General features: G+C 68.9%; 21 protein-coding genes. 8 read left to right on the top strand and 13 right to left on the bottom strand.

All coding sequences use genetic code 11. The features are described from left to right. Positions 1-19: 19 nt before the first annotated feature. From ASF51_RS05970 to ASF51_RS05945, 6 genes are all read right to left on the bottom strand, one after another. The gene (locus tag ASF51_RS05970) at positions 20-1,045 is read right to left on the bottom strand and encodes a LacI family DNA-binding transcriptional regulator (protein WP_055926498.1); all 1,026 of its coding nucleotides are present in this window, start codon (positions 1,043-1,045) and stop codon (positions 20-22) included. A gap of 557 nt (positions 1,046-1,602) precedes the next feature. Next, positions 1,603-2,382: an ABC transporter ATP-binding protein gene (locus ASF51_RS05965; RefSeq protein ID WP_055926495.1), complete on the bottom strand. Its 780-nt coding sequence runs from the start codon at positions 2,380-2,382 to the stop codon at positions 1,603-1,605. Then, on the bottom strand, positions 2,379-3,227 hold the full coding sequence (locus tag ASF51_RS05960) for an ABC transporter ATP-binding protein (protein WP_082479581.1): 849 nt from the start codon (positions 3,225-3,227) through the stop codon (positions 2,379-2,381). The genes ASF51_RS05965 and ASF51_RS05960 overlap by 4 nt, the downstream gene beginning before the upstream one ends. Further along, positions 3,224-4,132 carry an ABC transporter permease gene (locus ASF51_RS05955; protein ID WP_082479580.1) on the bottom strand — a complete coding sequence of 303 codons (909 nt, stop codon included), beginning with the start codon at positions 4,130-4,132 and terminating at the stop codon, positions 3,224-3,226. The genes ASF51_RS05960 and ASF51_RS05955 overlap by 4 nt, the downstream gene beginning before the upstream one ends. Further along, positions 4,129-5,184: an ABC transporter permease gene (locus ASF51_RS05950; protein WP_055926492.1), complete on the bottom strand. Its 1,056-nt coding sequence runs from the start codon at positions 5,182-5,184 to the stop codon at positions 4,129-4,131. The genes ASF51_RS05955 and ASF51_RS05950 overlap by 4 nt, the downstream gene beginning before the upstream one ends. A gap of 10 nt (positions 5,185-5,194) precedes the next feature. After that, complete coding sequence (locus tag ASF51_RS05945) at positions 5,195-6,769, bottom strand: ABC transporter substrate-binding protein (RefSeq protein ID WP_055926488.1); 1,575 nt, start codon at positions 6,767-6,769, stop codon at positions 5,195-5,197. Positions 6,770-7,006: 237 nt separating this feature from the next. On the opposite strand from ASF51_RS05945, the gene ASF51_RS05940 reads away from it, so the two are divergent. Continuing rightward, positions 7,007-7,591, top strand: a complete 585-nt coding sequence (locus ASF51_RS05940; RefSeq protein WP_055926487.1) for an Lrp/AsnC family transcriptional regulator — start codon at positions 7,007-7,009, stop codon at positions 7,589-7,591. Here the strand turns inward: ASF51_RS05940 and ASF51_RS05935 are convergent. Further along, on the bottom strand, positions 7,563-7,949 hold the full coding sequence (locus ASF51_RS05935) for a hypothetical protein (protein ID WP_055926484.1): 387 nt from the start codon (positions 7,947-7,949) through the stop codon (positions 7,563-7,565). The genes ASF51_RS05940 and ASF51_RS05935 overlap by 29 nt on opposite strands. Before the next feature lie 183 nt (positions 7,950-8,132). On the opposite strand from ASF51_RS05935, the gene ASF51_RS05930 reads away from it, so the two are divergent. The 3 genes from ASF51_RS05930 (at position 8,133) to ASF51_RS05920 (ending at position 10,483) form a co-directional block, all read left to right on the top strand. Then, positions 8,133-9,575, top strand: coding sequence for an aminopeptidase P family protein (locus ASF51_RS05930; protein ID WP_055926481.1), 1,443 nt, complete (start codon positions 8,133-8,135; stop codon positions 9,573-9,575). A 139-nt stretch (positions 9,576-9,714) separates the two neighbouring features. Then, entirely contained in the window at positions 9,715-10,113 is a 399-nt protein-coding gene (locus ASF51_RS05925) for a TraR/DksA family transcriptional regulator (protein WP_055926478.1), read from the top strand. 154 nt (positions 10,114-10,267) lie between these two features. Next, on the top strand, positions 10,268-10,483 hold the full coding sequence (locus tag ASF51_RS05920; protein ID WP_055926475.1) for a hypothetical protein: 216 nt from the start codon (positions 10,268-10,270) through the stop codon (positions 10,481-10,483). A gap of 87 nt (positions 10,484-10,570) precedes the next feature. Here ASF51_RS05920 and ASF51_RS05915 read toward each other — a convergent pair whose 3' ends face one another. Further along, positions 10,571-11,461, bottom strand: a complete 891-nt coding sequence (locus tag ASF51_RS05915; RefSeq protein WP_055926472.1) for a LysR substrate-binding domain-containing protein — start codon at positions 11,459-11,461, stop codon at positions 10,571-10,573. 90 nt (positions 11,462-11,551) lie between these two features. On the opposite strand from ASF51_RS05915, the gene ASF51_RS05910 reads away from it, so the two are divergent. Continuing rightward, positions 11,552-15,028 (top strand): bifunctional proline dehydrogenase/L-glutamate gamma-semialdehyde dehydrogenase, encoded by a 3,477-nt coding sequence (locus ASF51_RS05910; protein WP_082479579.1) that lies wholly within the window; start codon positions 11,552-11,554, stop codon positions 15,026-15,028. A 244-nt stretch (positions 15,029-15,272) separates the two neighbouring features. On the opposite strand, the gene ASF51_RS05905 is transcribed toward ASF51_RS05910, so the two are convergent. After that, positions 15,273-16,607: a M18 family aminopeptidase gene (locus tag ASF51_RS05905; protein ID WP_055926469.1), complete on the bottom strand. Its 1,335-nt coding sequence runs from the start codon at positions 16,605-16,607 to the stop codon at positions 15,273-15,275. A gap of 99 nt (positions 16,608-16,706) precedes the next feature. After that, entirely contained in the window at positions 16,707-17,468 is a 762-nt protein-coding gene (locus ASF51_RS05900) for a FadR/GntR family transcriptional regulator (protein ID WP_055926466.1), read from the bottom strand. 104 nt (positions 17,469-17,572) lie between these two features. On the opposite strand from ASF51_RS05900, the gene ASF51_RS05895 reads away from it, so the two are divergent. From ASF51_RS05895 to ASF51_RS05885, 3 genes are read left to right on the top strand one after another with little or no spacing between them, the layout of a single operon-like run. Continuing rightward, complete coding sequence (locus tag ASF51_RS05895) at positions 17,573-18,520, top strand: proline iminopeptidase-family hydrolase (protein ID WP_157412023.1); 948 nt, start codon at positions 17,573-17,575, stop codon at positions 18,518-18,520. Continuing rightward, a complete protein-coding gene (locus ASF51_RS05890) occupies positions 18,517-19,908 on the top strand; it encodes an APC family permease (protein ID WP_055926460.1) in 1,392 nt (463 codons plus the stop codon). Before ASF51_RS05895 ends, ASF51_RS05890 begins: the two co-directional genes overlap by 4 nt. After that, entirely contained in the window at positions 19,905-20,936 is a 1,032-nt protein-coding gene (locus tag ASF51_RS05885) for an acetamidase/formamidase family protein (RefSeq protein WP_082479578.1), read from the top strand. The genes ASF51_RS05890 and ASF51_RS05885 overlap by 4 nt, the downstream gene beginning before the upstream one ends. Here ASF51_RS05885 and ASF51_RS05880 read toward each other — a convergent pair. From ASF51_RS05880 to ASF51_RS05870, 3 genes are all read right to left on the bottom strand, one after another. Continuing rightward, positions 20,933-21,427 (bottom strand): hypothetical protein, encoded by a 495-nt coding sequence (locus tag ASF51_RS05880; RefSeq protein WP_055926457.1) that lies wholly within the window; start codon positions 21,425-21,427, stop codon positions 20,933-20,935. The genes ASF51_RS05885 and ASF51_RS05880 overlap by 4 nt on opposite strands. A 101-nt stretch (positions 21,428-21,528) precedes the next feature. Then, the gene (locus ASF51_RS05875) at positions 21,529-23,139 is read right to left on the bottom strand and encodes a CYTH and CHAD domain-containing protein (RefSeq protein WP_055926454.1); all 1,611 of its coding nucleotides are present in this window, start codon (positions 23,137-23,139) and stop codon (positions 21,529-21,531) included. A 98-nt stretch (positions 23,140-23,237) separates the two neighbouring features. Then, positions 23,238-23,717: a MarR family winged helix-turn-helix transcriptional regulator gene (locus tag ASF51_RS05870; protein ID WP_055926451.1), complete on the bottom strand. Its 480-nt coding sequence runs from the start codon at positions 23,715-23,717 to the stop codon at positions 23,238-23,240. Positions 23,718-23,804: the final 87 nt, after the last annotated feature.

Below are 23,804 nucleotides of genomic sequence, written 5' to 3'. Positions count from 1 at the left end.
ACTCCTTTCGGGTCGAGTGTCAGGCCGGGTGGGCGGCGGGCTTCGGGGCGGCGATGGAGCCGCGGTCGAGATAGGTCGGGGCGATGAGCGTGACCTTCGGGTGGCCGAGCGCGTCGACCAGGGCCAAGGCGTTCTCGACGGCCGAGTGGCACATCTCATCGAGGGGAAGGGGAATGGCGCTCAGCGGCGTCTCGAGCTCGTCGGCGGCGTAGCTCGCACACGCGGCGAGCACCGAGAGGTCGCCCGGAATCGACAGCCCGAGTTCGCTGATACGACGCAGCGCCCCTTCGACGATGGGCTCGTTGCAGTGGAAGACCAGGGCGGTCATGTCGGGGAGCTGTTCGCGCAGCAGGTCGTAGGCCTGCTGCCCTCCCGAACGCCCGATCTCCGGCCACTGCGTCGCCGTGCGCACACCGCGCGCCCGGCACTCCTCGTCGAAGCCGTGCGTGAACCGGCGGATGAAGTTGGTGTCGCGGTCTACGTAGCTGTGCGGATGCCCGATCACGCCGATCGCCGCATGCCCGGCGTCGGCCAGCATGGCTACGGCATCCCGTCCCGCCCGATCGAAGTCGAGGTCGATGCACGACATGTCGTCGATGCCGGGGGGCACCCCGATGAATGCCGACGGAAGGCCGAGACGCCGAACCAGGGGCACGCGCTCGTCGACCGTGGCGACGCCCATGATGACGACACCGTCGATCAGCGATCGCGAGGCGGCGCGGCGGATGCCGGAGACCTCGTCGTCGGTGGCGAGCAGCAGCACGTCGTAGTCGTGCGCCCGTGCCGCCTCGACGACGCTGGTCACGAAGCGCATGTGGGTCGGCAGGTGGCCGTCGGGGCCGAGCGGCGCGCTCAGGGCGAGGATGTTCGTGCGAGCGCCCGCAAGCATCCGGGCGCCGGCGTTGGGTTCGTACTCGAGCTCGTCGATGGCCCGCATGATGCGCTGGCGCGTGGAGGCTGCGATGGACCGCTTGCCGGAGAGCGCGTATGACACCGTGGAGATCGACACGCCCGCGGCCTGTGCCACGTCGGTGATTGTCGCCATCAGAAGACTCCGGTGTCTGGGGTGGTGCGGTCTGTTTAAGCGCTTCGATTGTGAACGCGCTCTCAGCAGAGTACGACGCGAAGCGCTTCGACGCAACAGATATTGCTGACTCGCCCAACAAATCGCCTCGCAGCCCGGGCGCCCAACGCAGGAGTTCTCGCCGAGCGCGTCGGCGAACAGCCGCCGTCACAGATGATCACGCCCAGACGGTCGGCGACGGAGGTGAGGAAGGCGTCGTCGTCGTCATCGTTGTGCTGATCCTCGTATCCGACGCGCTGTTCGGCCCGAGGTAGAACCTCTCTTCCCGAGTGACGTTCGCAATTCAGGAGGAGAGCTCAGCCGGCGCCACTATCCACGTGGGTGCGCGCTCCTCCTGAATTAGGGCCGTTCGTTGGCCCGATCGTGGTGAGCATCGGCCTGCTTCTGGCCTTCGCGGCTCTCATGCGTTCGAGCAGCCGCCTCCTCGACGCCGTGACCTTCGCGGCGCGGTCAGTTCCGCTGTGACTCGCGGCGGGTCGGGCTTTCCCTTCAACAGGCTCAGGGAACGGGGGCGGGGGTCAGCCCGGCAGAACGCCCAAGCCGTCGACCTTCGGGATCGCCGACAGCAGCTGCTTCGTGTAGGGCTGCTGCGGATTCGACCACACCTCGTTCACGTCGCCGCGCTCCACGATCTTGCCCTTGCTCATGACGGCCACGTCGTCGGCGATCACGCGCACCACCGAGAGATCGTGGCTGATGAACAGCAGCGACGCACCGGTCTCGAGCGCGAGACTGCGCATCAGGCCCGCGACCCGCGCCTGCAGAGACGCGTCGAGGGATGCGATGGGCTCGTCGCCCACGAGCAGGTCCGGCCCCGAGGCGATCGCCCTGGCGATGGCGATGCGCTGACGCTGCCCGCCCGAGAACTGGTGCGGAAAGCGCGACCGGGCCGACGCATCCAATTCGACGTGCGCGAGCAGGTCGGGAACCGTCCAGGCCGAGCGATCGGGATTGACGCGCAGCCCGTCCTCGATCTGCCTGCCGATCGTGCGCCGCGGGTTCAGCGAGGCGTAGGGGTTCTGAAACACCATCTGGATGCGCAACAGTTTGCGATCACGGGTGCGCATGCCGAGGCGGGTCACGGGGGTGCCGTCGAACGTGATCGATCCGCTGTCGAGGCCCTCGAGGCCGCAGATCGCACGGGCGAGCGTGGACTTGCCGCAGCCCGACTCGCCGACGAGCCCCAGCACCTGCCGGGTGCCGAGCGAGAGGCTCACGTCATCCACGGCCACGAGCCGAGGGCGACCCGCCACGCGATAGCTGACCTTCACACCGTCGATTTCGAGCAGCGCCGTCATGATGCATCTCCTGTCGGGGCCGACTTCGGTGCCGCACCCGGGCCCGAGCCGTCGTGCGGCAACGCGTCGATGAGCGCCCGCGTGTAGGGGTCGCGCGGTGCCGTGATCACCTGGAACCGGTCGCCGTGCTCCACGATCTCGCCCTCGCGCATCACGGCGATGGTGTCGGCCAACGCGCTCATCACGCCGAGGTCGTGGGTCACGAGCAGAATCGCGAGGCCGAGTTCGTCGCACAGCTCGCGCAGCAGGCGCAGGATGCCCGCCTGCACGGTGACGTCGAGCGCCGTCGTGGGCTCGTCGGCGATGAGCACGCTGGGGCTGCACATGATAGCCGAGGCGATGGCCACGCGCTGCAGCTGTCCGCCCGAGAACTGGTGCGGGTACTTCTTCAGCGCTCCGGCGGGGTCGGGCACCTTGACCTGCTCGAGCACGACGCGGGCGCGCTCGAGGGCCTCGCGCTTCGACATGCCCGTGTGCTGGCACAGGTGGTCGGTGAGCTGCGATCCGATCGAGAGCATCGGGTGCAGGCTCGAGGTCGGATCCTGGAACACCATCGCGATGTCGTTTCCGCGCAGGGTGTTGAGCTTCTTCGTCGGCAGCTCGAGCAGGTTGCGGCCGTCGAACTCGATGACGCCGCCGACGGTCGCCTGTTCGGGCTGCAGGCCCAGAACCGTCATGCCCGTCATCGTCTTGCCCGAGCCCGACTCCCCCGCGAGGCCGGTGATGCGGCCCGCGGGCACGTCGAGTGAGATGCCGCGCAGGATACGCTTGGCCTTCTCGCCGCGCCCGATCGAGAGCGTCAGGTTGCGAATGCTGAGACCGCCGGATGCCGATGGCTGGTTCACAGGGCCCGGCCTTTCACGGCGTCGGCGGTGCGCGGGTCGAGTGTGTCTCGCAGCGCGTCGCCGAGGAAGTTGAAGGCCAGCACCACGGTGAGGATGGCGAGGCCGGGGAACACCGAGATCCACCACGACGAGAAGTTCTGCACGCCGTCGGAGACCATCGCGCCCCAGTCGGGAGTGGGCGGAACGGCTCCGAGGCCGAGGAACGACAGGCCGGCGAGCAGCAGGATGGCCGTGCCCACGTCGAGCGTGGCCAGCACGACGACCGGCGCGATGATGTTCGGCAGGATGTCTTTGCCCAGCGAGGTGAACGGGCTGTTGCCGAGCAGGCGGCCGGCCACCACGTACTCCGAGCGCGACGCCACGACCACGAGCGAGCGGGTGACTCGCGCGTATGCCGGCCACGACACGATGAGCATCGCGATCACGGCGTTCGTGAGGCTCGGGCCGAGCGACGCGGCGATGACCATGGCGAGGATGATCGTGGGGAACGCGAAGACCAGGTCGGCGATGCGCATGATGACCTCGTCGGCGACCTTGCCGAAGTAGCCGGCCACCGATCCGGCGATCGTGCCGACGAGCAGCGACGACACGACGAGCAGCAGGGGCAGGATGATCGACACGCGTGCTCCGTCGAGAACGCGCGCGAGCACATCCCGGCCGAGCTGGTCGGTGCCGAACCAGTGCGCCGCACTCGGCGGCTGCAGGCGCTCGAAGTCCTGAGCCAGGGGCCCGGCGGGGCTGATCATCGGCGCAAGGAGCGCCAGCAGCAGCCAGACGACGATGATCGCCGTGCCGGTCACGGCCAACGGATTGCGCAGGGCCGCCGGGAACCGCAGCCGGCGTCGGGCGGCCACGGCGAGAACATCCGGCTGGGGCCGCGAAGCGGGCGCTGTGGTCTGGCTCATGCGGCCCTCACCCTCGGATCGATGAAGCCGTATGCGATGTCGACGATGAAGTTCAGGCCGATGTAGACGATGCCCACGACGAGGCCCACGCCCATGATGGCGGGCAGGTCGAGCTTGGTGGCCGACGAGAAGGCGTATTCGCCGAGGCCGTGCCAGGAGTAGACCTTCTCGACGAGAACGGTGCCGCTGAGCAGCGAGCCGAACGCGATGCCGAGCACGGTGATGATCGGAACGAGGGCACCGCGCAGCACGTACTTGAGCACCACGGTGCGACCGGTGAGCCCCTTGGCCCGGGCCCCGCGCACGTAGTCGGCGTCGAGCACCTCGAGGATGGCCGAGCGCGAGAACCGCGTGAGCAGGCCGATCGTGTAGAGGGCGAGAACGGATGCCGGCAGCACGAGGTGATAGACCGCGTCGCCGAACGTCGCCCACTGCCCGGCCAGCAGCGAGTCGACCGTGTAGAGGCCGGTCACATGCGGGGGCGCGACAGCCGTGGGATCGAGTCGCCCCGACCCCGGGAACAGACGCAGCTGGAAGAAGAAGATGAAGTACACGAGCAGGGCCATCCAGAATGCGGGAACGCTCAGCCCGATCAGGCTGACCACGCGGATGATCTGGTCGATGAAGGTGCGTCGGCGCAGCGCGGCCCAGAGCCCCAGGCCGATTCCGATGATGGCGGAGATCAGGATGGCGCCGACCGCGAGCTCGATGGTGGCAGGGAAGGCCTTGCCCAACTCGGTGGCGACCGAGGTGCGCGTCTGCGTCGACGTGCCGAGGTCGCCCTGGAAGAGGTGGCCGAGGTAGGTGAAGTACTGCACCGGCAACGGCTTGTCGAGCCCGGCGTTCTCGCGGAACTGCGCCACGATCTCGGGGTTCGCCGCCGCCTGCTCGCCGAGTGCGGCCTGCACGGGGTCGGCCGGCACCAGGTTGGTGAGGATGAAGGTGACGAGGGTGACGCCCAGCATGAGCAAGGCCGTCACCCCCAGCCGGATGGCGAGGTAGCGCGCCAGCGGGGGGATGCCCGCCGGCGCGCTGCGTCGTTCCGTCTTCACGGCGTCGATGCTATTTGATTCCGGCAAGGTCGATCGTCCAGACCGGGTTCAGGCTCACGCCCGTGATGCTGGGCGAGGTGACCACGTTCTGCGCGGGCTGCAGCAGGGGAACGAACGGGCCGCTCGCATTCTGTGCCTCCTGCAGGGCCGCGTAGGCGCTCTGGCGCTCGTCGGTCGAGACCGCAGCCTTGGCGGCGGTGGCCAGGTCGGTCACCGTCTGGTCCGCTCCGGCAGCCCAGCCGGCGCGAAGGCCGACGAGCTCGCCCGGCGTGAACGCGAGGTAGTTCGACGGGTCGGGGAAGTCGGGGCCCCAGTACCAGAGACCGACGGTCTCCTTGCCATCGCGGTACGCGTCGAGCTCGGTCGCGACAGGGGCCGGAGCCAGCACGATGTTGATGCCGACCTCCTTGAGCTGGGCCTGCACCGACTCGGCGACGCTCTGCAGCGACAGACCCTGGACCGTGATGTCGTTCGGGAAGTTGAGCGTGACATCCTCACCGGCGTAGCCGGATGCGGTCAGAGCCGACTTCGCGGCGGCGGCGTCGTACTGGTTGCCGTCGGATGCGTCGATCGCGCCGACGAAGAGCGACGGGATGAATCCGCCGGGCTGCACGGAGCCCTCACCGGCGAGGTCGACGATCTTGTCGTAGTCGATCCCGGCCTTGACCGCCTTGAGGAAGTCGGGGTTGCTGGTGATCGCAGAGACCGACGGGTCCTGGTTGAGGAGCAGGAAGATCATGTAGCGCGACGGGCTCGAGAGAACCGTGACATCGGATCCGTCGAGCTCGGCGACCTGGTCGGGGTTCAGGTCGAGGGCGACCTGCGACTCACCGGCCTGGATGTTGAGCTTCTGCGTCGGGCCCTGCACGTTGCGCAGGACCACGCGGTCGTAGGCGGGGGCGTCACCGGTGTACTTCGGGTTCTTGGTCAAGACCACCTGCGAGGCCACATCGAACGACTCGAGCATGTACGGGCCGGAGCCGGCGGACGCGCCGTTCAGGTAGGACTCGGCACCGTCGGCGTCGGTCGCCGTTCCACCGTTCTCTTCGACGACCTTCTTGTTCACGACGCTGAGGGCCGGGTTCGGAAGGATGTAAGGAAGGGCGGGGTTGGGCTCGGCCGAGGTGAGCGTCAGCGTGGTGTCACTCGTCTTCTCGACGGTCACGCCATCGAGCAGGAACGACGGGTTGCCCTTGATGCCCTGCACGCGCTGCAGCGAGAAGACGGCGTCGTCGACGGTCACCGGGGTTCCGTCGGAGAAGACGTGGCCGTCGGCCATGGTGAGGGTGAGCACCGTGTTGTCGGCGTTCATCTCGTAGCTGGCGAGCCCGTCGATCGGCTTCGTCACGTCGTCACCCTTGAAGGTGAGGAGGGTCTCGTAGAGCGCCTTGGCCACGATCGAGCCCGTGGTCTCGTACTCGCGGTTCGGGTCGGCGGTCTTCAGGTCGAACGAGGAGTCGACGACGACGGACTTGCCGCCGGAGGATGCGGAGTCGCTCGAGCCTGCGCTGCAGGCTGTGATGCCGAGCGTCGCGACGACGGCGATGCCGACGATGCCTGCGATGCGGCGGAATGGTGACAACACGAGGGTGGTCTCCTATCGGGTGAGGAAGGGTGCAGGGCGGGTTCGGTGCGATGAGGCGGTGAATTCTGAACGAACCGAATGTGGAATGTTGTCTTGAAATTACTTCTCGCACAGATCAAGTGTCAATCTGACCGCATCAGATAGAGACAAAGTGATGACAGCAACCGCCTTTTCGACATAAAATCTCCAAACAAGAGACTCTGCAGCCGCGGAGACGGACAAAACAGGGGGTCGAACATGGATCTTGATGAGACGCATGTGCGCATGCTGGAGATCCTGAGAGACAACGGGCGTATTTCGATCGCCACGCTCTCGGAGCAGCTCGGCATCTCGCGTTCGAATGCCTACACGCGCTATGAATCCCTGGTGCGCAACGGGGTCATCCGGGGAGTGCACGCCGACATCGATCCGGCCGCCGTCGGCCTCGCCGTGGCGGCCATGGTCTTCGTCACGGTGCGGCAGAGCCAGTGGGCCGATTTCCGCAGCCGACTCACGACGCTCGACGAGCTCGAGTCGTTCACGGTGATGACCGGAGAGCACGACGCCATGCTGCTCGTGCGGGGATCGGGCGTCGCCSCCATCCACGACCTCGTCGCCACGCGACTCGCGCAATGGCCGTCGGTCAAGGCCACCGTGACCGTCTTCATCATGGACGAGATGACCTCGAACGTCTCGCTGCGCATGGGCGCCGCGACGAGCGACACCCTGCAGCAATCGGGCGAGCGCTACGGAATGACGCGGTTCGTGCGCACCAGCGACGAGCGGGCCAAGAGTGCGGAGAGCGCCCAGAACGCTAGGCGCGCACCTCGCGGCACACGCTGACGTGGTCGGCCCCGTCGGGGCCCACGAAGTCCTCGGTCAGCTCGAGCACTCCGTCGTCGGTGCGGCTCACGACGGAAGTCGCGGAGCCCGCGGTGGTGGTTCCGTCTGTGCCCAGGTGCACGAAGGAGACGTGCAGCACGTCGCGGTCGCGGTAGCCGCTGAACCGTCCGACCGTCACCGTGTCGCCCGTGTAGTCGCCCCAGATCACACCGCGATCCTCGCGATAGTGGAACCGCGACGGCGCCGTCGTCGAGACCGCGCTGGCGGTCGACGAGACCATGTCGAAGACCGTGTCGTCGATCGATTCGTCGAAGGTGCGGGAGGCGGCGGCAGCGGAGGCGTCGGAGGGGGTGCTCATGATCGCCCACTGTTCCGGAGTGCGCCGCAGCTCGTCAATTCCCGCGCAGAAAGTCCGTCGCAGGGTGTCAGCCAGGTGACAACTACGGACGAATAGGTGCGTTCGCGATCATGGTCAGGACAGATCGTCGCCAGCGCTGTAACGAGCTTGAAACCTGTTCGCAGATCCGGCTACTTTGCAGTCATGACTACTCTTTCGCCCGCTCCGCGCGACCCCCGGATGCCTCGGCTCCCCACCTCCGACGCCTTCCGCGAGTTCATGGCGAGCGGCTGGGGCGAGCCCGATCGCACCGCCCGGGTGACGCCAGGAGCAGCAGAGGCGGCGGCCGACCACCGCCGAATGCTCTCGGCGAGATTCCCGCGCGAGACGCTGGTCGTGGCGAGCGGGCGCAGCGCGGTGCGCTCGAACGACACCGAGTTCGGCTTCCGTCCGCACAGCGACTTCGCCTGGCTCACCGGATGCGCGGCCGAGGCGGCCGTGCTCGTCATGCGGCCGGGCAGTGCCAGCGATGGCGCATCCGGTCACGACGCCGTGCTCTACCTCACCGAACCGGCCTACGCCGGCGACGAGGCCTTCTACACCGACGCGCTGCGCGGCGAGCTCTGGGTCGGGGCGGCGCCCGGCCTCGACGACTGGGCGTCGGCCCTGCAGATCGACGTGCGCTCGCTCGCCATGCTTCCCGACGACCTGCTCGCCATCCACACCGCCGTGCTGAGCGCCGGTGCGAGCGAGCCCGCCCTGTCGGAGGCTGGAATCGACGAGCCTTCTCCGCTGCTCGAGCAGGCGCTGTCAGACCTGAAGCTCGTAAAGGACGAGTGGGAGATCGCCCAGCTGCGCGCCGCCGTCGACGCCACGGTCGCGGGCTTCTCGGCCGTGGTCGCCGAGCTGCCGGCCGCGCTGGCGGGCGGCGGCGAGCGCTGGCTGCAGGCCACGTTCGACCGGCACTCGCGGCAGGGCGCGAACGGCGTCGGCTACACCACGGTCATGGGGTCGGGGCCCAACGCGGCCACCCTGCACTGGTCGCGCAGCGACGGCCCGGTGAGCGAAGACCACCTCGTGCTGCTCGATGCGGGCGTCGAGGTCGACACCCTCTACACGGCGGATGTCACGCGCGTCTTCCCGGCATCCGGCACGTTCTCGCCGGCCCAGCGCCGGGTCTACGAGCTCGTTCTCGAGGCGCGCGCAGCAGCGCTGAGCGTGCTGCGCCCGGGTGGGCTCTTCTCCGACTTCCAGCAGGCGGCGCACGACGTGATCGCCCGCGGTCTGCACAGCTGGGGCATCCTGCCGGGCACGCTGGAGGAGGCGCTGAGCCCCGAGGGGCAGTACCACCGCCGCTACGCCATCTGCGGCAACGGCCACCACCTCGGACTCGATGTGCACGACTGCGCGAAGACCAGCGAGGAGCTCTACCTGCGCGCTCCCCTCGTGCCGGGAATGGTGCTCACCGTCGAGCCCGGCATCTACTTCCACGCGAACGACCTCACCCTTCCCGAGGAGCTGCGCGGCATCGGCGTGCGCATCGAGGACGACCTGCTCATCACGGAGTCGGGCTACGAGAACCTCTCGGGCGCCCTGCCCGTGGAGGTCGCCGACGTGGAGGCGTGGGTGCGCGCGCTGACACGGTAGCGCCACTCGCCTCGTCGCTCGCCTCGCCGAGCGCGCCCTTCACGGGCGAACGCGCCGCCGTCGACGGCGCGTTCGCTCGCTGAAGGCGCGCTCGACCGGAGCTCAGCCACGGGACACCGCCCCGCAGCACCGTGCGACCATGGGTACTGTGCAAGCAGAGGCGTTCGAGACAGGGCTCACGGATGCCGAACTGCGGCTTCTCGAGGCGAGATTGCGCGAGCGCCGGGCCGAGATCGACACGGAACTCGGCGGGCTGGCGCAGACGCTCGTCGAGGTGCGCGAGGCCCGGGGCGCGGAGTCGGTCGACGACGAGCACGACCCGGAGGGTCCGACGCTGTCGAGCGAGTGGTCGCGCATTCACGGGGTGCACGGCGAGCTCGCGGCGGCGTCGGTGGCGGTGGATGCGGCCCTCGACCGCGTCGCATCGGGGAGCTACGGAGTCTGCGCGCGCTGCGGCCGCCCGATCGGCTTCGCCCGGCTCGACGCGCGCCCCGAGGCCACGCTCTGCATAGCCTGCGCCCGAGCCGCCGAGCGCTGAGCGCGCCCCGCCCGCTCCCTGAGCGCCCCGCCCGCTCCCTGAGCGCCCCGCCCGCTCCCTGAGCTTGTCGAAGGGAAACTCCTCGCCCGAGCCCCTTCGACAAGCTCAGGGAACGAGCCGACGTGTCGAGATCACCTCTGGCTAGGCTGAGCCCATGATCGCGAACTCAGAAGCCCTCGTCTTCTCGTCATTCCTCGCCTACGTCGTCGGTCTCGCGATCGGCGCACTCGTTCTCTACATGGTGATCCGTTCGGCCGTCGCGTCTGCCCTCTACAAGCACCAGCTGTGGCTCGAGCAGTACCGCCCCGCCACGAACCCGGGACCTCAGCCGCCGGCGCCGCCGGCGCCACCCGCCCCGCCCGTTCCCTGAGCCTGTCGAAGGGACACTCCTCGACGGCGCCCCTTCGACAAGCTCAGGGAACGGGGGCCCTTCGACAAGCTCAGGCAACGGGGCGCCCTACGCCGCCACCTCTTCGAGCACCTCGCGGAACGCCAGCGTCGCCGGGTGGTGCGACCCGCTGTCGCGCACCGAGGTGAAGATCGATCGGCGCGCATCCCCCGGCAGATCGATGAGCAGGCAGCTCGTCTCGCGCCCCGCCCATACGAGCTCGGGCATCAGCGCGACCGCGTTCCCCGACTCGATCAGACGGATCTGCGCCTGCAGGTCGGCGGTCTCGTAGCGCACATCGGGCTCGAAACCGGCGATGCGACACTGCTGCAGCGCCCAGTGCCGAGACGCGGCGCCCGCCGGCTCCATCACCCAGGGAAGGTCCCGCGCATCCTGGATCGACACGACCGCATGGATCTGCCGCGAGGTCGGCGGAACGGCGAGAGAGACGGCATCGGACGTGAGCCGCTTCTTGTCGAGCTCCGGATGCCGCGGCGCCGCGTGGGCCGGGTACTCCTCGGCGACCACCATGTCGAAGTCGCGGGCCCAGGTCTCGTAGAGCGCGGTTTCGGGCTCACGCTGCACCATCTCGACCCGCACCTCGGGATAGCGGGAGCGCATAAGGCTCAGCGCATCCGGCATCAGGGCCAGGGCCGCCGACTGGAACACGGCGACGCGTACGGTTCCGGTGACGGCGGTCAATGACGCGGCAAGCGTGGCCTCGGCGCGCTCGAGGATCTCGAGCATCGACGCCGTCTGGGTCACGAGGATCTCGGCCTGCGGGGTGAGCTGCACGCGTCGGCCGACCTTGCGCAGCAGCTCGACGCCGGTCTCCTTCTCGAGCAGGGCGAGCTGCTGGGACACCGACGACGGACTGAAGTTCATGGCCGTCGCGACCTCGGCGAGGGTGCCGCGAATCTTGAGTTCGCGCAGGATGCGCAGGCGCCGGGCATCGAGCACGGGCGGGCCCTCGTTTCATTAGCTGAGCTGATGGTTATTGGTTATGAACGGTCACTTTATCTAATGTGAACCGCATCCCATACTGAACCCATGACCGACATCGCCGCACACCCGGAAGCCGACTCCACCACGCCCGCGCCCGCGCCGGCCGAGCTGGCCGACCTTCCCACCCCCGAGGCGGTCACCGCGCTCGTTCGCCGCTGGCTCACGGAGGCCGCCGCCATCCCGGCCGACGCCTCGGCGCAGCGCCTCGCCGGCGTGCTCAAAGACCCGAAGGGCCTCGACTTCACGGTCGGCTTCGTCGACGGAGTCGTGCGCCCCGAAGACCTGGGCGTCGCCGCCCGCAACCTTCGCGCCCTCGCCCCGAACGTGCCGGCGTTCCTGCCCTGGTATCTGAAGAGTGCCGTGCGTCTCGGCGGCCTGGCCGCTCCCGTCGTCCCGGCCATCGCCATCCCGATCGCCCGCAAGGTTCTGCGCGGCATGGTCGGTCATCTCATCATCGACGCCACCGACGCCCGCCTCGGCTCGGCCATCGCGAAGCTGCGCAACCACGCCGAGGGGACGAAGCTCAACGTGAACCTGCTGGGCGAGGCCGTGCTCGGCGAGGCGGAGGCCGCCCGCCGCCTCGAGGGAACCCATCGCCTGCTCGCCCGCGACGACGTCGACTACGTCTCGATCAAGGTCTCCTCCACCGTCGCCCCGCACTCGGCCTGGGCCTTCGACGAGGCCGTCGCGCACATCGTCGAGCGCCTCACTCCGCTGTTCGAGCGCGCCGCGAAGGCGACGCCGGCCAAGTTCATCAACCTCGACATGGAGGAGTACAAAGACCTCGACCTGACCATGGCGGTCTTCATGCGCATCCTCGACGACCCGCGCTTTCACGAGCTCGAGGCCGGAATCGTGCTGCAGGCCTACCTGCCCGACGCCCTCTCCGCGATGATCCGCCTGCAGGACTGGGCATCCGCTCGCCGTGCCGCGGGCGGGGCCGGGGTGAAAGTGCGCATCGTCAAGGGCGCGAACCTGCCCATGGAGGAGGTCGAGGCGAGCCTGCACGGCTGGCCGCTCGCGACGTGGTCGTCGAAGCAGCAGAGCGACACCAACTACAAGCGGGTCGTGAACTACGCGCTGCACCGCGACCGCATCGACAACGTGCGCATCGGCGTGGCCGGGCACAACCTCTTCGACATCGCCTTCGCGTGGCTGCTCGCCCAGAAGCGCGGCGTGACCGCGGGGCTAGAGTTCGAGATGCTGCTCGGTATGGCGCAGGGGCAGGCCGAGGCGGTGCGCCGCGAGGTCGGATCGCTGCTGCTCTACACGCCCGTGGTGCACCCGCAGGAGTTCGACGTGGCGATCGCGTACCTGATCCGCCGCCTCGAGGAGGGTGCCAGCCAGCAGAACTTCATGTCTGCCGTGTTCGAGCTCAGCGAGAACGAGGCGCTGTTCACCCGTGAGCGCGAGCGCTTCGAGGCCTCGCTCGCCGAGCTCGACGATGCCGTTCCGCAGCCGAACCGCACGCAGAACCGCATGGCTCCCGACGCCACGGCGCCGCGCAGCGGCTTCGACAACGCCGCCGACACCGACCCCGCACTGCCGCAGAACCGCGCGTGGGGCCTCGAGATCCTGCGCCGCGTTCCCTCGTCGCTGCTCGGCGACGACACGATCGCCGCGTCGATCGTGCACGACGAGAGCGAACTGGATGCGATCATCCAGAACACGGCCACGGCCGGTTCCGCGTGGGGTCGGCTCTCGGGCGCCGAGCGCGCCGAGGTGCTGCACCGGGCCGGCGACGAGCTCGCCCTCTCTCGCGCCGACCTCATGGAGGTCATGGCGAGTGAGACCGGCAAGACCCTCGACCAGTCGGACCCCGAGGTGTCGGAGGCCATCGACTTCGCCCACTTCTACGCCGAGCGCGCCCGCGAGCTCGACGCCGTCGACGGAGCCGACTTCGTTCCGGCCGCACTGACCGTGGTCGCTCCCCCGTGGAACTTCCCCGTCGCCATCCCGGCCGGCTCCACCCTCGCGGCCCTCGCCGCGGGAAGCGCCGTGGTCATCAAGCCCGCCCGTCAGGCCCGGCGCTCCGGCGCCGTGATGGTCGAGGCGCTGTGGAGGGCGGGAGTCCCCCGCGAGGCACTGCGCCTCGTGCAGCTCGCCGATCAGTCCCTCGGCCGCACGCTCATCGCCCATGAGGCCGTCGACCGCGTGATCCTCACCGGCGGATACGAGACGGCCGAGCTGTTCCGCTCGTTCCGCCCCGACCTGCCCCTGCTCGCCGAGACCAGCGGCAAGAACGCCATCATCGTGACCCCGTCTGCCGACCTCGACCTCGCCGTCAAAGACGTGGTCGCCTCGGCGTTCGGCCACGCGGGGCAGAAGTGCTCCGCCGCATCCCTCGTGATCCTCGTGGGCTCGGTCGCGACCTCGCGCCGGTTCCGCACCCAGCTGGTGGATGCGGTGTCGTCACTCACGGTCGGCTACCCGGCCGACCCCAGCACGCAGATGGGCCCGATCATCGAGAAGGCGAAGGGCAAGCTGCTCTCCGGTCTCACGACCCTCGGCGAGGGCGAGAACTGGCTGGTCGAGCCGAAGCGCCTCGACGACAGCGGCGCCCTGTGGAGCCCGGGAGTCCGCGCCGGTGTGCGCCGCGGATCCGAGTATCACCTCACCGAGTACTTCGGCCCGATCCTCGGCATCATGACCGCCGCCACCCTCGAGGAGGCCATCGAGATCCAGAACGAGATCGACTACGGCCTCACCGCGGGCCTGCACTCGCTGAACTCGGCCGAGCTCGGCGTGTGGCTCTCGCGCATCCAGGCCGGCAATCTCTATGTGAACCGCGGAACGACCGGTGCGATCGTGCGCCGGCAGCCCTTCGGCGGCTGGAAGAAGTCGGTCGTCGGGCCCGGATCGAAGGCCGGCGGACCGAACTACCTGCTCGGCCTCGGCTCGTGGAAGACGGCCGTGAGCCACGCGGATGCTCCCGTCGCGAACGCGTCGGTGCGTCGCCTGGTCGATGCAGCGGCGACGGAGCTCGGCGCCGACGAGTTCGGCAGCCTGCGTCGGGCCGCCGCGAGCGATGCCGCCGTGTGGGCGTCGGAGTTCGGCACGGCACGCGATGTCTCGGGTCTCAGCGCCGAGCGCAACGTGTTCCGCTATGTTCCGCGCCCCGTGACGATCCGCTTCGGCAGCGACGCCCGTGATGCGCACGTCGTGCGCGTGCTCGCCGCGGCGTTCGTGTCGGGCGCGCCGATCGACGTGTCGGCCGCTGTCGCTCTGCCGTCGGAGCTGCGCGCCGCCGTCTCGGAGTGCGGCCTGTCGATGCGCATCGAGAGCGACGAGGCGTGGCTGGCCCGCGCGAACACGATGTCGGATGCGACGATCCGGCTCGTCGGCGCATCGGCCGGCGAGCTGGCGATCGCCACGGGCGGCCGCCCCGACCTGGCCGTGTATGCCGGCGAGGTCACGGAGTCGGGCCGCATCGAGCTGCTGCCGTTCCTGCACGAGCAGGCGGTCTCGATCACGGCCCACCGCTTCGGAACGCCGAACCACCTGAGCGACAACCTGATCTAGGGCCCCGTCCCCTGAGCTCGTAAAAGGGCCCCGTTCCCTGAGCTCGTCGAAGGGCCCCGTTCCCTGAGCTCGTCGAAGGGCCCCGTTCCCTGAGCTCGTCGAAGGGAGCCCCGTTCCCTGAGCTCGTCGAAGGGAGCCCGTTCGCTGAGCTTGTCGGAGTCGGCTAAGTCCGCACGATTCAACCCCACTCCGGCGAGTCGTCGATCGTCGCGCGGCGCGGCTGCACAGTCGTGCGGACTTAGCGCTACGCCCCCGCGAAGAACGCCCTGACCGCGGCCGACAGCGCCACCGGGTCGTTCACGTGGCACAGCTCCCGCGCCGAGTGCATCGACAGCAGCGGAACCCCCACGTCGACCGTGCGGATTCCGAGCCTCGTCGCCGTCAGCGGTCCGATCGTCGATCCGCACGGAACCGCGTTGTTCGACACGAACTCCTGGTAGCTCACGCCCGCCCGCTCACAGGCGCGCGCCCACAGGGCCGCACCGAGCGCATCCGTCGCATAGCGCTGGTTCGCGTTGATCTTGAGCAGCGGCCCACCGCCCGCGATCGGCGTGTTCACGGGGTCGTGCCGCTCGGGGTAGTTCGGGTGGATGGCGTGGCCGGCGTCGGCCGACAGGCACCAGGATGCGGCGTACGCCCGCAGGCGGTCGGTCGGGGTGGCGCCGAGCCCGGCCCCGATGCGGGTGAGCACGTCGTCGAGCAGCGGGCCGGAAGCGCCGGAGCGCGACTCGCTGCCGAGCTCCTCGTGGTCGAAGGCGGCGAGCACGCTGATGTGCTTCGCACCAATGGCACCGGCACCGGCGCCGCCGCCGGCCGTCTCATCGGCCGCCGCGGCGATCAGCGCGACCAGTCCGGGGTAGACCGACGAGAGGTTGTCCATGCGCCCGGCGGCGAAGAGCTCGCCGTCTTTGCCGAAGCGAGCCGGCGCCTGGGTGTCGGCGGTCAGCAGGTCGTACCCCGCGACATCCCATGCGGGCACCCCGCCGAGGTGAGCGAGGTGGGCGAGCAGGTCGCCCGCGTGACCCACGCCGAACACCGGCGTGAGGTGCCGCTGCTTGTCGAGCGTGAGCCCCGAGTTCACCTCGCGGTCGAGGTGGATCGCGAGCTGCGGGATGCGCAGGTACGGGCCCGTACGCACGAGGTGCTCGCGGCCGTCCCGGGTGACGAGCCTGCCGGCGAGCTCGAGCTCACGGTCGAGCCACGAGTTGAGCAGCGGGCCGCCGTAGACCTCGACGCCGGCCTGCAGCCATCCGCGGTTCGCGATCGTGGGCTTCGGCTTGAGCTTGAAGGCGGGCGAGTCGGTGTGCGAGCCGAGCACGCGGAACGGCGTGGTCGAGGATGCCGCGCTCGGCTGGATCCACGCGATGATGGCTCCGTCGCGGACCACGTAGCGGCGCTCGGGTCCGTCCTGCACACCGGCATCGTCGCGCACGCTCCAGTCGCGCTCCTCGTCGAGCCGCGAGAAACCGGCCTCGTCGAGCCGCCGGGCGGCTTCGGCCACCGCGTGATACGAGCTCGGCGACGCCTGGATGAAGCGGGCGAAGTCGTCGATGTAGGCGTCGGTCGTCGTGGAATCCATGACTCAATCCAACCACTCGCCACCGCACCGACCACACAGAGCCGACCGCACCGCGCCGACCACACAGAAGGGGCAGACCACACAGAAAGGGCCGGCGACTCAGTGGGCGGCGAGCGAGCGGGCCAGGGCGGCTTCGATGAGTTCGAGGTCGATGTGCACGTGCTGCGACGCGATGCGGCTCGCGTCGTCGGCCCGTCCCTCGACGATGGCGGCGACCAGCACCTCGTGATCGCCCAGGGCGCGCAGCTCCATCTCGCGCATGCCCTCGGGCGACCCCCACAGATGAGCCGGGGCCGAGATGCTGATGCGCGATTCGAGGTCGAGAAGCAAAGACTGCAGAGTCGCATTGTGGGTGGATCGGCCGATGGCGAGGTGCAACTGCTCGTCGGCCTTCTGCGACGCCAGGCCGGACTCGGCCGACCGGTATCCGACGAGGCATTCCTCGAGCCGCACGATGTCATCGTTCGTGCGCCGAGTGGCGGCGGCCGCGGCGATCGTGCCGTGCAGCCAGCCCACCGCGTCGAGCGTGTCACGCAGGTCGTCGAGCCGGGCCGTGAGGGTGCGCTGCACCGGCGCATCCGATTCTGGCCCCCACTGTTCGCGCACGAACGAGCCGCCCCCGCGGCCCCGCTGGGTCTCGAGCAGACCCTTCTCGACCAGCACCGCGAGCGCCTGCCGCACCGCCATGCGGCCCACCTTCAGCGACGCCGCCAGGGCGCGTTCGGGCGGAAGCTTCGACCCCGGCAGATACTCTCCGACGGCGATCGCGGTGATGAGTCGATCGGTGATCTCGTCGGACCGCGACGAGCTCACGATCGGCGTCGCGAGCGGGGAGGCGAGCGGAGTCCGTTCCTCGGTCATCGGATGCTCCGTTCCACGAGTCGTCGGCCGGCCGAATGTAACGCTCATGTTAACGGAGCCAAATGGTCTTCTGGTGAGACCTTTTCTTGTGCACAATGACTCTCATGTCTTCCGTGACCACCCGTCTCATCCCGTTCGGCGAACACTCCACGTGGGTTCGCATCGAGACGCCGAACGCCGCTCGCGAGGGAGCGCTGCCTCTCGTCGTGCTGCACGGCGGCCCCGGGATGGCCCACAACTACGTGCGCAACATCGGCCTGCTCGCCGACGAGACCGGCCGCACGGTGATCCACTACGACCAGCTCGGATGCGGCAACAGCACGCACCTGCCCGATGCGCCGGCCGACTTCTGGACCCCGCAGCTCTTCGTCGACGAGTTCGAGAACCTGCTGCGAGCGCTCGAACTCGACTCGGTGCACCTGCTCGGCCAGTCGTGGGGCGGCATGCTCGCGGCAGAGATCGCCGTGCGACGGAATCCCGCCCTCGCGAGCGTGAGCATCTGCAACTCCCCCGCCTCGATGCCGCTGTGGTCGCAGGCCGCGGGCGCCCTGCGCGCCGACCTACCGCCCGAGGTGCAGAGCGCGCTCGACCGGCACGAGGCCGCCGGCACGCTCGACGACCCCGAATACCTGGCGGCATCCGCCGTCTTCTACGAACGGCACGTCTGCCGCGTGATACCCACGCCCCCCGATTTTCAGGAGAGCGTCGACCAGATGGAAGCGGAGCCCACGGTGTACCACACCATGAACGGGCCGAACGAGTTCCACGTGGTCGGCACCCTGGGTTCCTGGACCGTCGTCGATCGCCTCGATCGCATCGACACCCCCACGCTCGTCGTCGCCGGCGAGTTCGACGAAGCGACGCCCGCCACCTGGGAACCCTTCGCCACCCGCATCGCCGGAGCCACCACCCATGTCTTCGCCGGAGCCAGCCACTGCGTGCACCTCGAACAGCCCGAGATCTTCCGGGCCGAGATCGCGCAGTTCTTGAGCAAGCATGACCTCAGCATGCATGACTACAGCACCGCCGACAGAAGAGACCTCACATCATGACCCAATCCGGCCCCGCCCTGACCGCCCAACAGGAACTCGAATCGCTCGGCTACAAGCAGCAACTCAAGAGAAGCGTCTCGACCGTGGATCTGCTGATCTACGGTCTCGTCTTCATGGTGCCCATCGCGCCGTGGGCGATTTTCGGCGTCGTCTACAACGCGGCCGGCGGCATGGTTCCGCTGGTCTACCTCATCGGCCTCATCGCCATGATCTTCACGGCCCTCGCGTACCAGCAGATGGCCAAGTCGATTCCGCTCGCAGGTTCCGTCTTCTCGTACGTGGGCCGGGGCATCCACCCCACGGCCGGATTCTTCGCGGGCTGGGCGATTCTGCTCGACTACCTTCTCGTGCCGACGCTGCTCTACGTGTTCGCCGCCGAGTCGATGGTGGGCATCTTCCCCGACACCCCGCGCTGGGTCTGGGCGCTGGTGTTCGTGGCGATCAACACCGTCGTCAACCTGCTCGGCATCGGCTCGCTCAAGCTGATGAACCGCATCTTCCTCGCCATCGAGCTGATCTTCGTTGTGATCTTCATCGTCATCGCGGTCACCGCGCTCTCGGGCAACACGGTTCCCGACGCGGCCTTCACCATCGACCCCCTGTGGGACCCGAGCAAGGTCACCGGGCCGCTCATCGCATCCGCCCTCTCGATCGCCGTGCTCAGCTTTCTGGGCTTCGACGGCATCTCGACCATGGCCGAGGAGGCCACCGGCGGACGCAACTCGGCCGGCCGCGCCATGATCCTCGCTCTGATCATCGTCGCCGTGCTCTTCATCGTGCAGACCTGGCTTGCCAGCGCACTGGCCGGTGGCCGCGAGTCGTTCAGCGACGACGAGGTCGGTAACGCCTTCTTCACGATCGTGCAGGCCGCCTCGAACAGCGGCTGGATGACGGCCTTCCTGGTCGTGAACGTGCTCGCCGTCGGCATCGCCAACGCCATGGCCGCCCAGGCCGCCACCAGTCGACTGCTCTTCTCCATGAGCCGCGACCGGCAGCTGCCGCGCTTCCTCAGCGTGATCAACAAGCGCCAGGTCCCGCAGAACGCGATCCTGCTCGTGTCGGCACTCTCGGCCGTGCTGGTGCTGTTCTTCGTGGGTCAGATCGACCTGATCTCCGCCCTGGTGAACTTCGGCGCCCTGTTCGGCTTCATGCTGCTGCACCTCGCCGTGATCGTCTTCTACATCGTGAAGAAGAAGTCGAAGAACTACCTGCTCCACCTCGTCGTTCCGGTCATCGGGTTCCTGATCATCGGCTACGTGCTGCTGAACGCGGCCGTCGAGGCCAAGGTCGGCGGCCTCGTCTGGCTCGTGCTGGGCGCCGGGGTCTTCGCGTACTACAAGATCACCGGCCGCAAGACCGAGCTCGCAGAAGAGGACGCGCACGTATGAGCGACACAGGCACACCGGGCACAGGCACCGCGACCACGGGCACACCGGGCACAGGCACAGCGGGCAGAGACCACGGCAACACCACCTGGGTGGTCGACGGCTCGGGAATCGACCACCTGCTCGGCAAGGAGAACGGCCGCTTCGGCTTCGAGGCGGGCGAGCCCGCGCTGCGGGTCACTCCCGGAACCGGCGAACGCATCGGCTTCGAGACGAGCGACGAGGTCTACCGCCAGCTGCACGAGCACAAGGACATGCAGAAGCTCACGGCGGGCATCAACCCCGTGACGGGCCCCGTGTTCGTCGAGGGCGCCCAGCCGGGCGACACCCTGGCCGTGACGATCCACGAGATCAGGCTGAAGGACTGCGGCTGGTCCGTCAGCCTGCCAGGCACGGGGGCATTGTCGGCGGTGATGGGGCCCGAGCTCTTCAGCCGCCGCGTTCCGCTCGACGCAGACGGCGCCCACGTCACCGATCGCCACGCCTTCGCCGTGCGTCCGATGATCGGATGCATCGGCACGGCTCCCGCGGAGGGTGCCAACTCGACGATCATGCCGGCCTACGCGCAGGGCGGCAACATGGACCTGACCGAATGCCGTCCCGGGTCGGTGGTGCACCTGCCCGTCATGGTCGAGGGCGCCTACCTCTCGATCGGCGACATCCACGCTCTGATGGCCGAGGGCGAGTCGTCGTTCGTGGCGATCGAGGCCGAGGGCGTCGCGGTGGTGAGCGTCGATCTGATCCCCGGCAAGAGCATCCGGGCCCCGCGCGTCGAGACCGCCGACGAATGGATCTTCGTCGGTCTCGGCGATCCGGTGCAGCAGAGCATCACCCGCGGCTACGAGGATCTCTTCGAGTTCCTCACCGTCGACAACGGCTGGAGCAAGGGCGACGCCTACGCGGTCATGAGCGCGGTGTGCCACTCGAGGCTGGGCGGGCCCACCGGCTCGGCCGATCCCGACCCCCTGCACCCGATGGCGCCCGTCGGTGCGGTGACCCTGCACATCCTGCCGAAGAGCGCGCTGCTCTAGGCCGGAGGCTTCTCGTCGGGGAAGACGCGCTTGTACGTGCGCCCGTCCGGCAGCGTGACGGTCTCTGCTCGCAGGAGGCCGCGGCTGATGCGCAGGTAGATCGCCTGGGCGCTCACGCCGAGCTGCTTCGCGGCCTCCGACACCGACACCCCGGGCAGGTCGGTGGGCACACTGCTCGGGCGGGCGGAACGCTTGCGCCCTGCCTCGTGCCGCTCTGCGATCTCGGCGTCGGTGCCGTGCCAGCGCCACTTCGCGGCGGCGGCCCCGAGGCCGGCGGCGTTCGCGATGTCCTCCCACGTGATGCCGGATGCGCGGGCCTCGCGAACGGCGTGCAGGGTCGCAGCGTCTTTCTCGAGTTCGGCGGCGAGCATACGCACGGCGCGGATGCGGTCAAGCGGCGCGGGCGGGGACTGGGGCGATGCGGTGGCGGCGGCATCGAGCTCGGCGACGCGGGAGAGCCACGCGCGGCTGTCGTCTGAAAGGAAGGACACGCGCCATATTAACCCGCGAAGCTGCGACTAAATCAGGAGGAGCGCGCGGCCGACGCCACTATCCACGCGGCCGGCCTCTCCTCCTGAATACGTGACGCCGATCAGAGGCTCTCTGCCCGCCGATCGAGCCGCTTGAGGGCCTTCGGAGAGTCGTTGAGCGCTGCGGCCCCGCGGTGCTGCGCGCGCACGGTCATGGCGCCGTAGACGAAGGTGTTCTCGCCCGCCGCGTGGGCGCGGTTCGAGGTCAGCAGCAGGTGCTCCACGAACAGGGCGCTGTCTCGATGGTCGCCCAACGCATCCTGCACGCGCTCGGCCTCGCGGGCGATGTGCCGGTACTTCTTGCCGAGCACGGCGGTGCCGCCCTGCGACACCGCATCGGCCGCGAACCGAAGTCGGCGGGCGGCCTTGCGAGCGCTGTGCAGGGCCTGGTCGCCGCGCGCGTCGACGGCGCCGCCCGATCCGGATGCCCCGGCGAACGCGGCCGCGCCGGCCCGCTTGCGCAGACGCGCGAGTTCGCTGGCGACCACCTTGGCCGCGACGACCTTGATCGACTGGCGCCTCTCACCGCGCTCGGAGAGCGGCGGGTTGGCCACGAACTCGTCGAGGGCGTCGAACAGCCGATAGTACGACGCGCTCGACAGCATCCTCAGGGCGGCCGCGTGCGCCTGGCGGTACTCCTCGAGCGAGCCCTCGACCAGTCGGCGGCGCGAGGCATCGTCGACCCGGTGTCCGATCTCGGCCAGTTCGTCGTCGGCCAGCTGCGCGCGCACCTCGGCGTCGCGTGCGGTGCCGAGGACCGCGCCGAGCGAACGCAGCTGATCGCGCAGGGAATCCACCCGCTGCGCGTCGAAGAGGCGGCTGTAGGCCGCGAGCACGCTGCGCAGCCGTCGCACCGTCGAGCGCATGCGGTGCACGGCGTCGGGCTGGTCTGTCCTCGCCTCGGGATCGAGCCGCTCGAGCTGTTCGACGAGCTGGCGCAGCGCCTCGATGATCACGTCTGCCGCGGGGCTCTTCGATGTGAGGGGAGCGGCCGCCGCGGTCTCGGGAAGCAGCTCCGCGAGCGAGGTCTGTCCGAGCGCCCGGGCGATCTTGGCCGGCGACGACGACACCGTGGCGGCCTCGGCCAGCACGGCCACTTCGAGGGCGTCGAGCAGCGCGGTGCGCTCCTGCTCGTTGTCGGGAGCGCCCGGCAGAAGCTCCATCTCCCATTCGCGCCAGGACCGCACCGAGCCGCCACGAACATCCGATGCCGTCACCAGGTCGTCGGCGAACTCGGCCACGGCCTCGCCGCCGGCGGCGAGCAGGTGCGTCGCGGTGCGGCGGGTCGAGATGCGCGCGATCGGCGTCAGGATGCGATCGCGCACGATGGCGCGCACCGGCTCGAGCACAGAGTCGGGCACGGCGGATGTGTCCGTCGTGTTCGCTTCGTCAGCAGGCGCGTCGACATCGAGGGGCCAGTGCAGCTCGGTGCGGCCCTCTGCCGCGGGGCGCTTGATGTGCCACCCCTCGTCGCCACCGCCCTCGCGTCGGCGCACGATGTGGCGGCGGCGCAGGAGGTCGAAGTCCTCGGTGTCGTAGTACACGGCCTCGAGCGTCACGGTCTCGTCGACGGAGACGTTCTCTATACCCTCGACACTCGTGAACGTGGGCACGAGCGCACTCTCGTCGACGTCGTACTTGCGCTCGATCTCGACCTGGCTGGTGTGCTTCATGGCTCCTCCGTCGTGGCCTACTGTCGCCGCTGCGGACAGATGTGACCGGTGTGCCGGGCGCTACTGTCCGCGCCGGTAACCATTGTCGCCGACGACGGTCAGCGCTGCACCCGGAACCTGTTCTCGGGATCGAGCTTCACCAGCATCTTGCCCATGATGCGGTTCAGGTCTGCCACGTCGTCAGGCGTCAACGGATCGATCACGTTCTCGCGCACGGTGGCGACGTGTCCGGGAGCGGTGGCGACGACCTTCTCCCACCCGGCCTCGGTGAGCTGGGCATTCGTGGCGCGACGGTCTTCGGGGCAGGGAGCGCGCTCGATGTAGCCCCTCTTCTCGAGGCGCGAGACGACGTGCGACAGCCGGGGAAGAGTGGAGTTCGTGGCCGACGCGAGCTCGGTCATGCGGAACACGCGGTTCGGCGCCTCGGAGAGCATCGCGAGGGTGAAGTACTCGAAGTGGGTGAGGTCGGCATCGTGCTGCAGCTGACTGTCGAGAACGCCCGGCAGAAGCTCGACGACGGCGATGAACTTCACCCAGGCTCGCTGCTGCACGTCGCTCAGCCAGACATCCTCATTCATGCTGACCATTCTATCGGAATAGTTGACGCTACAACTAAGTAGACGTACATTACTTGTATCAACAACTAAATCGGGCAGTGGTCCGAT

Source organism: Agreia sp. Leaf283, assembly GCF_001422485.1.
Lineage (GTDB): Bacteria > Actinomycetota > Actinomycetes > Actinomycetales > Microbacteriaceae > Agreia.
Note: the sequence above shows the minus strand (reverse complement) of the source record. Positions and strands in the feature narration are given on the sequence as shown.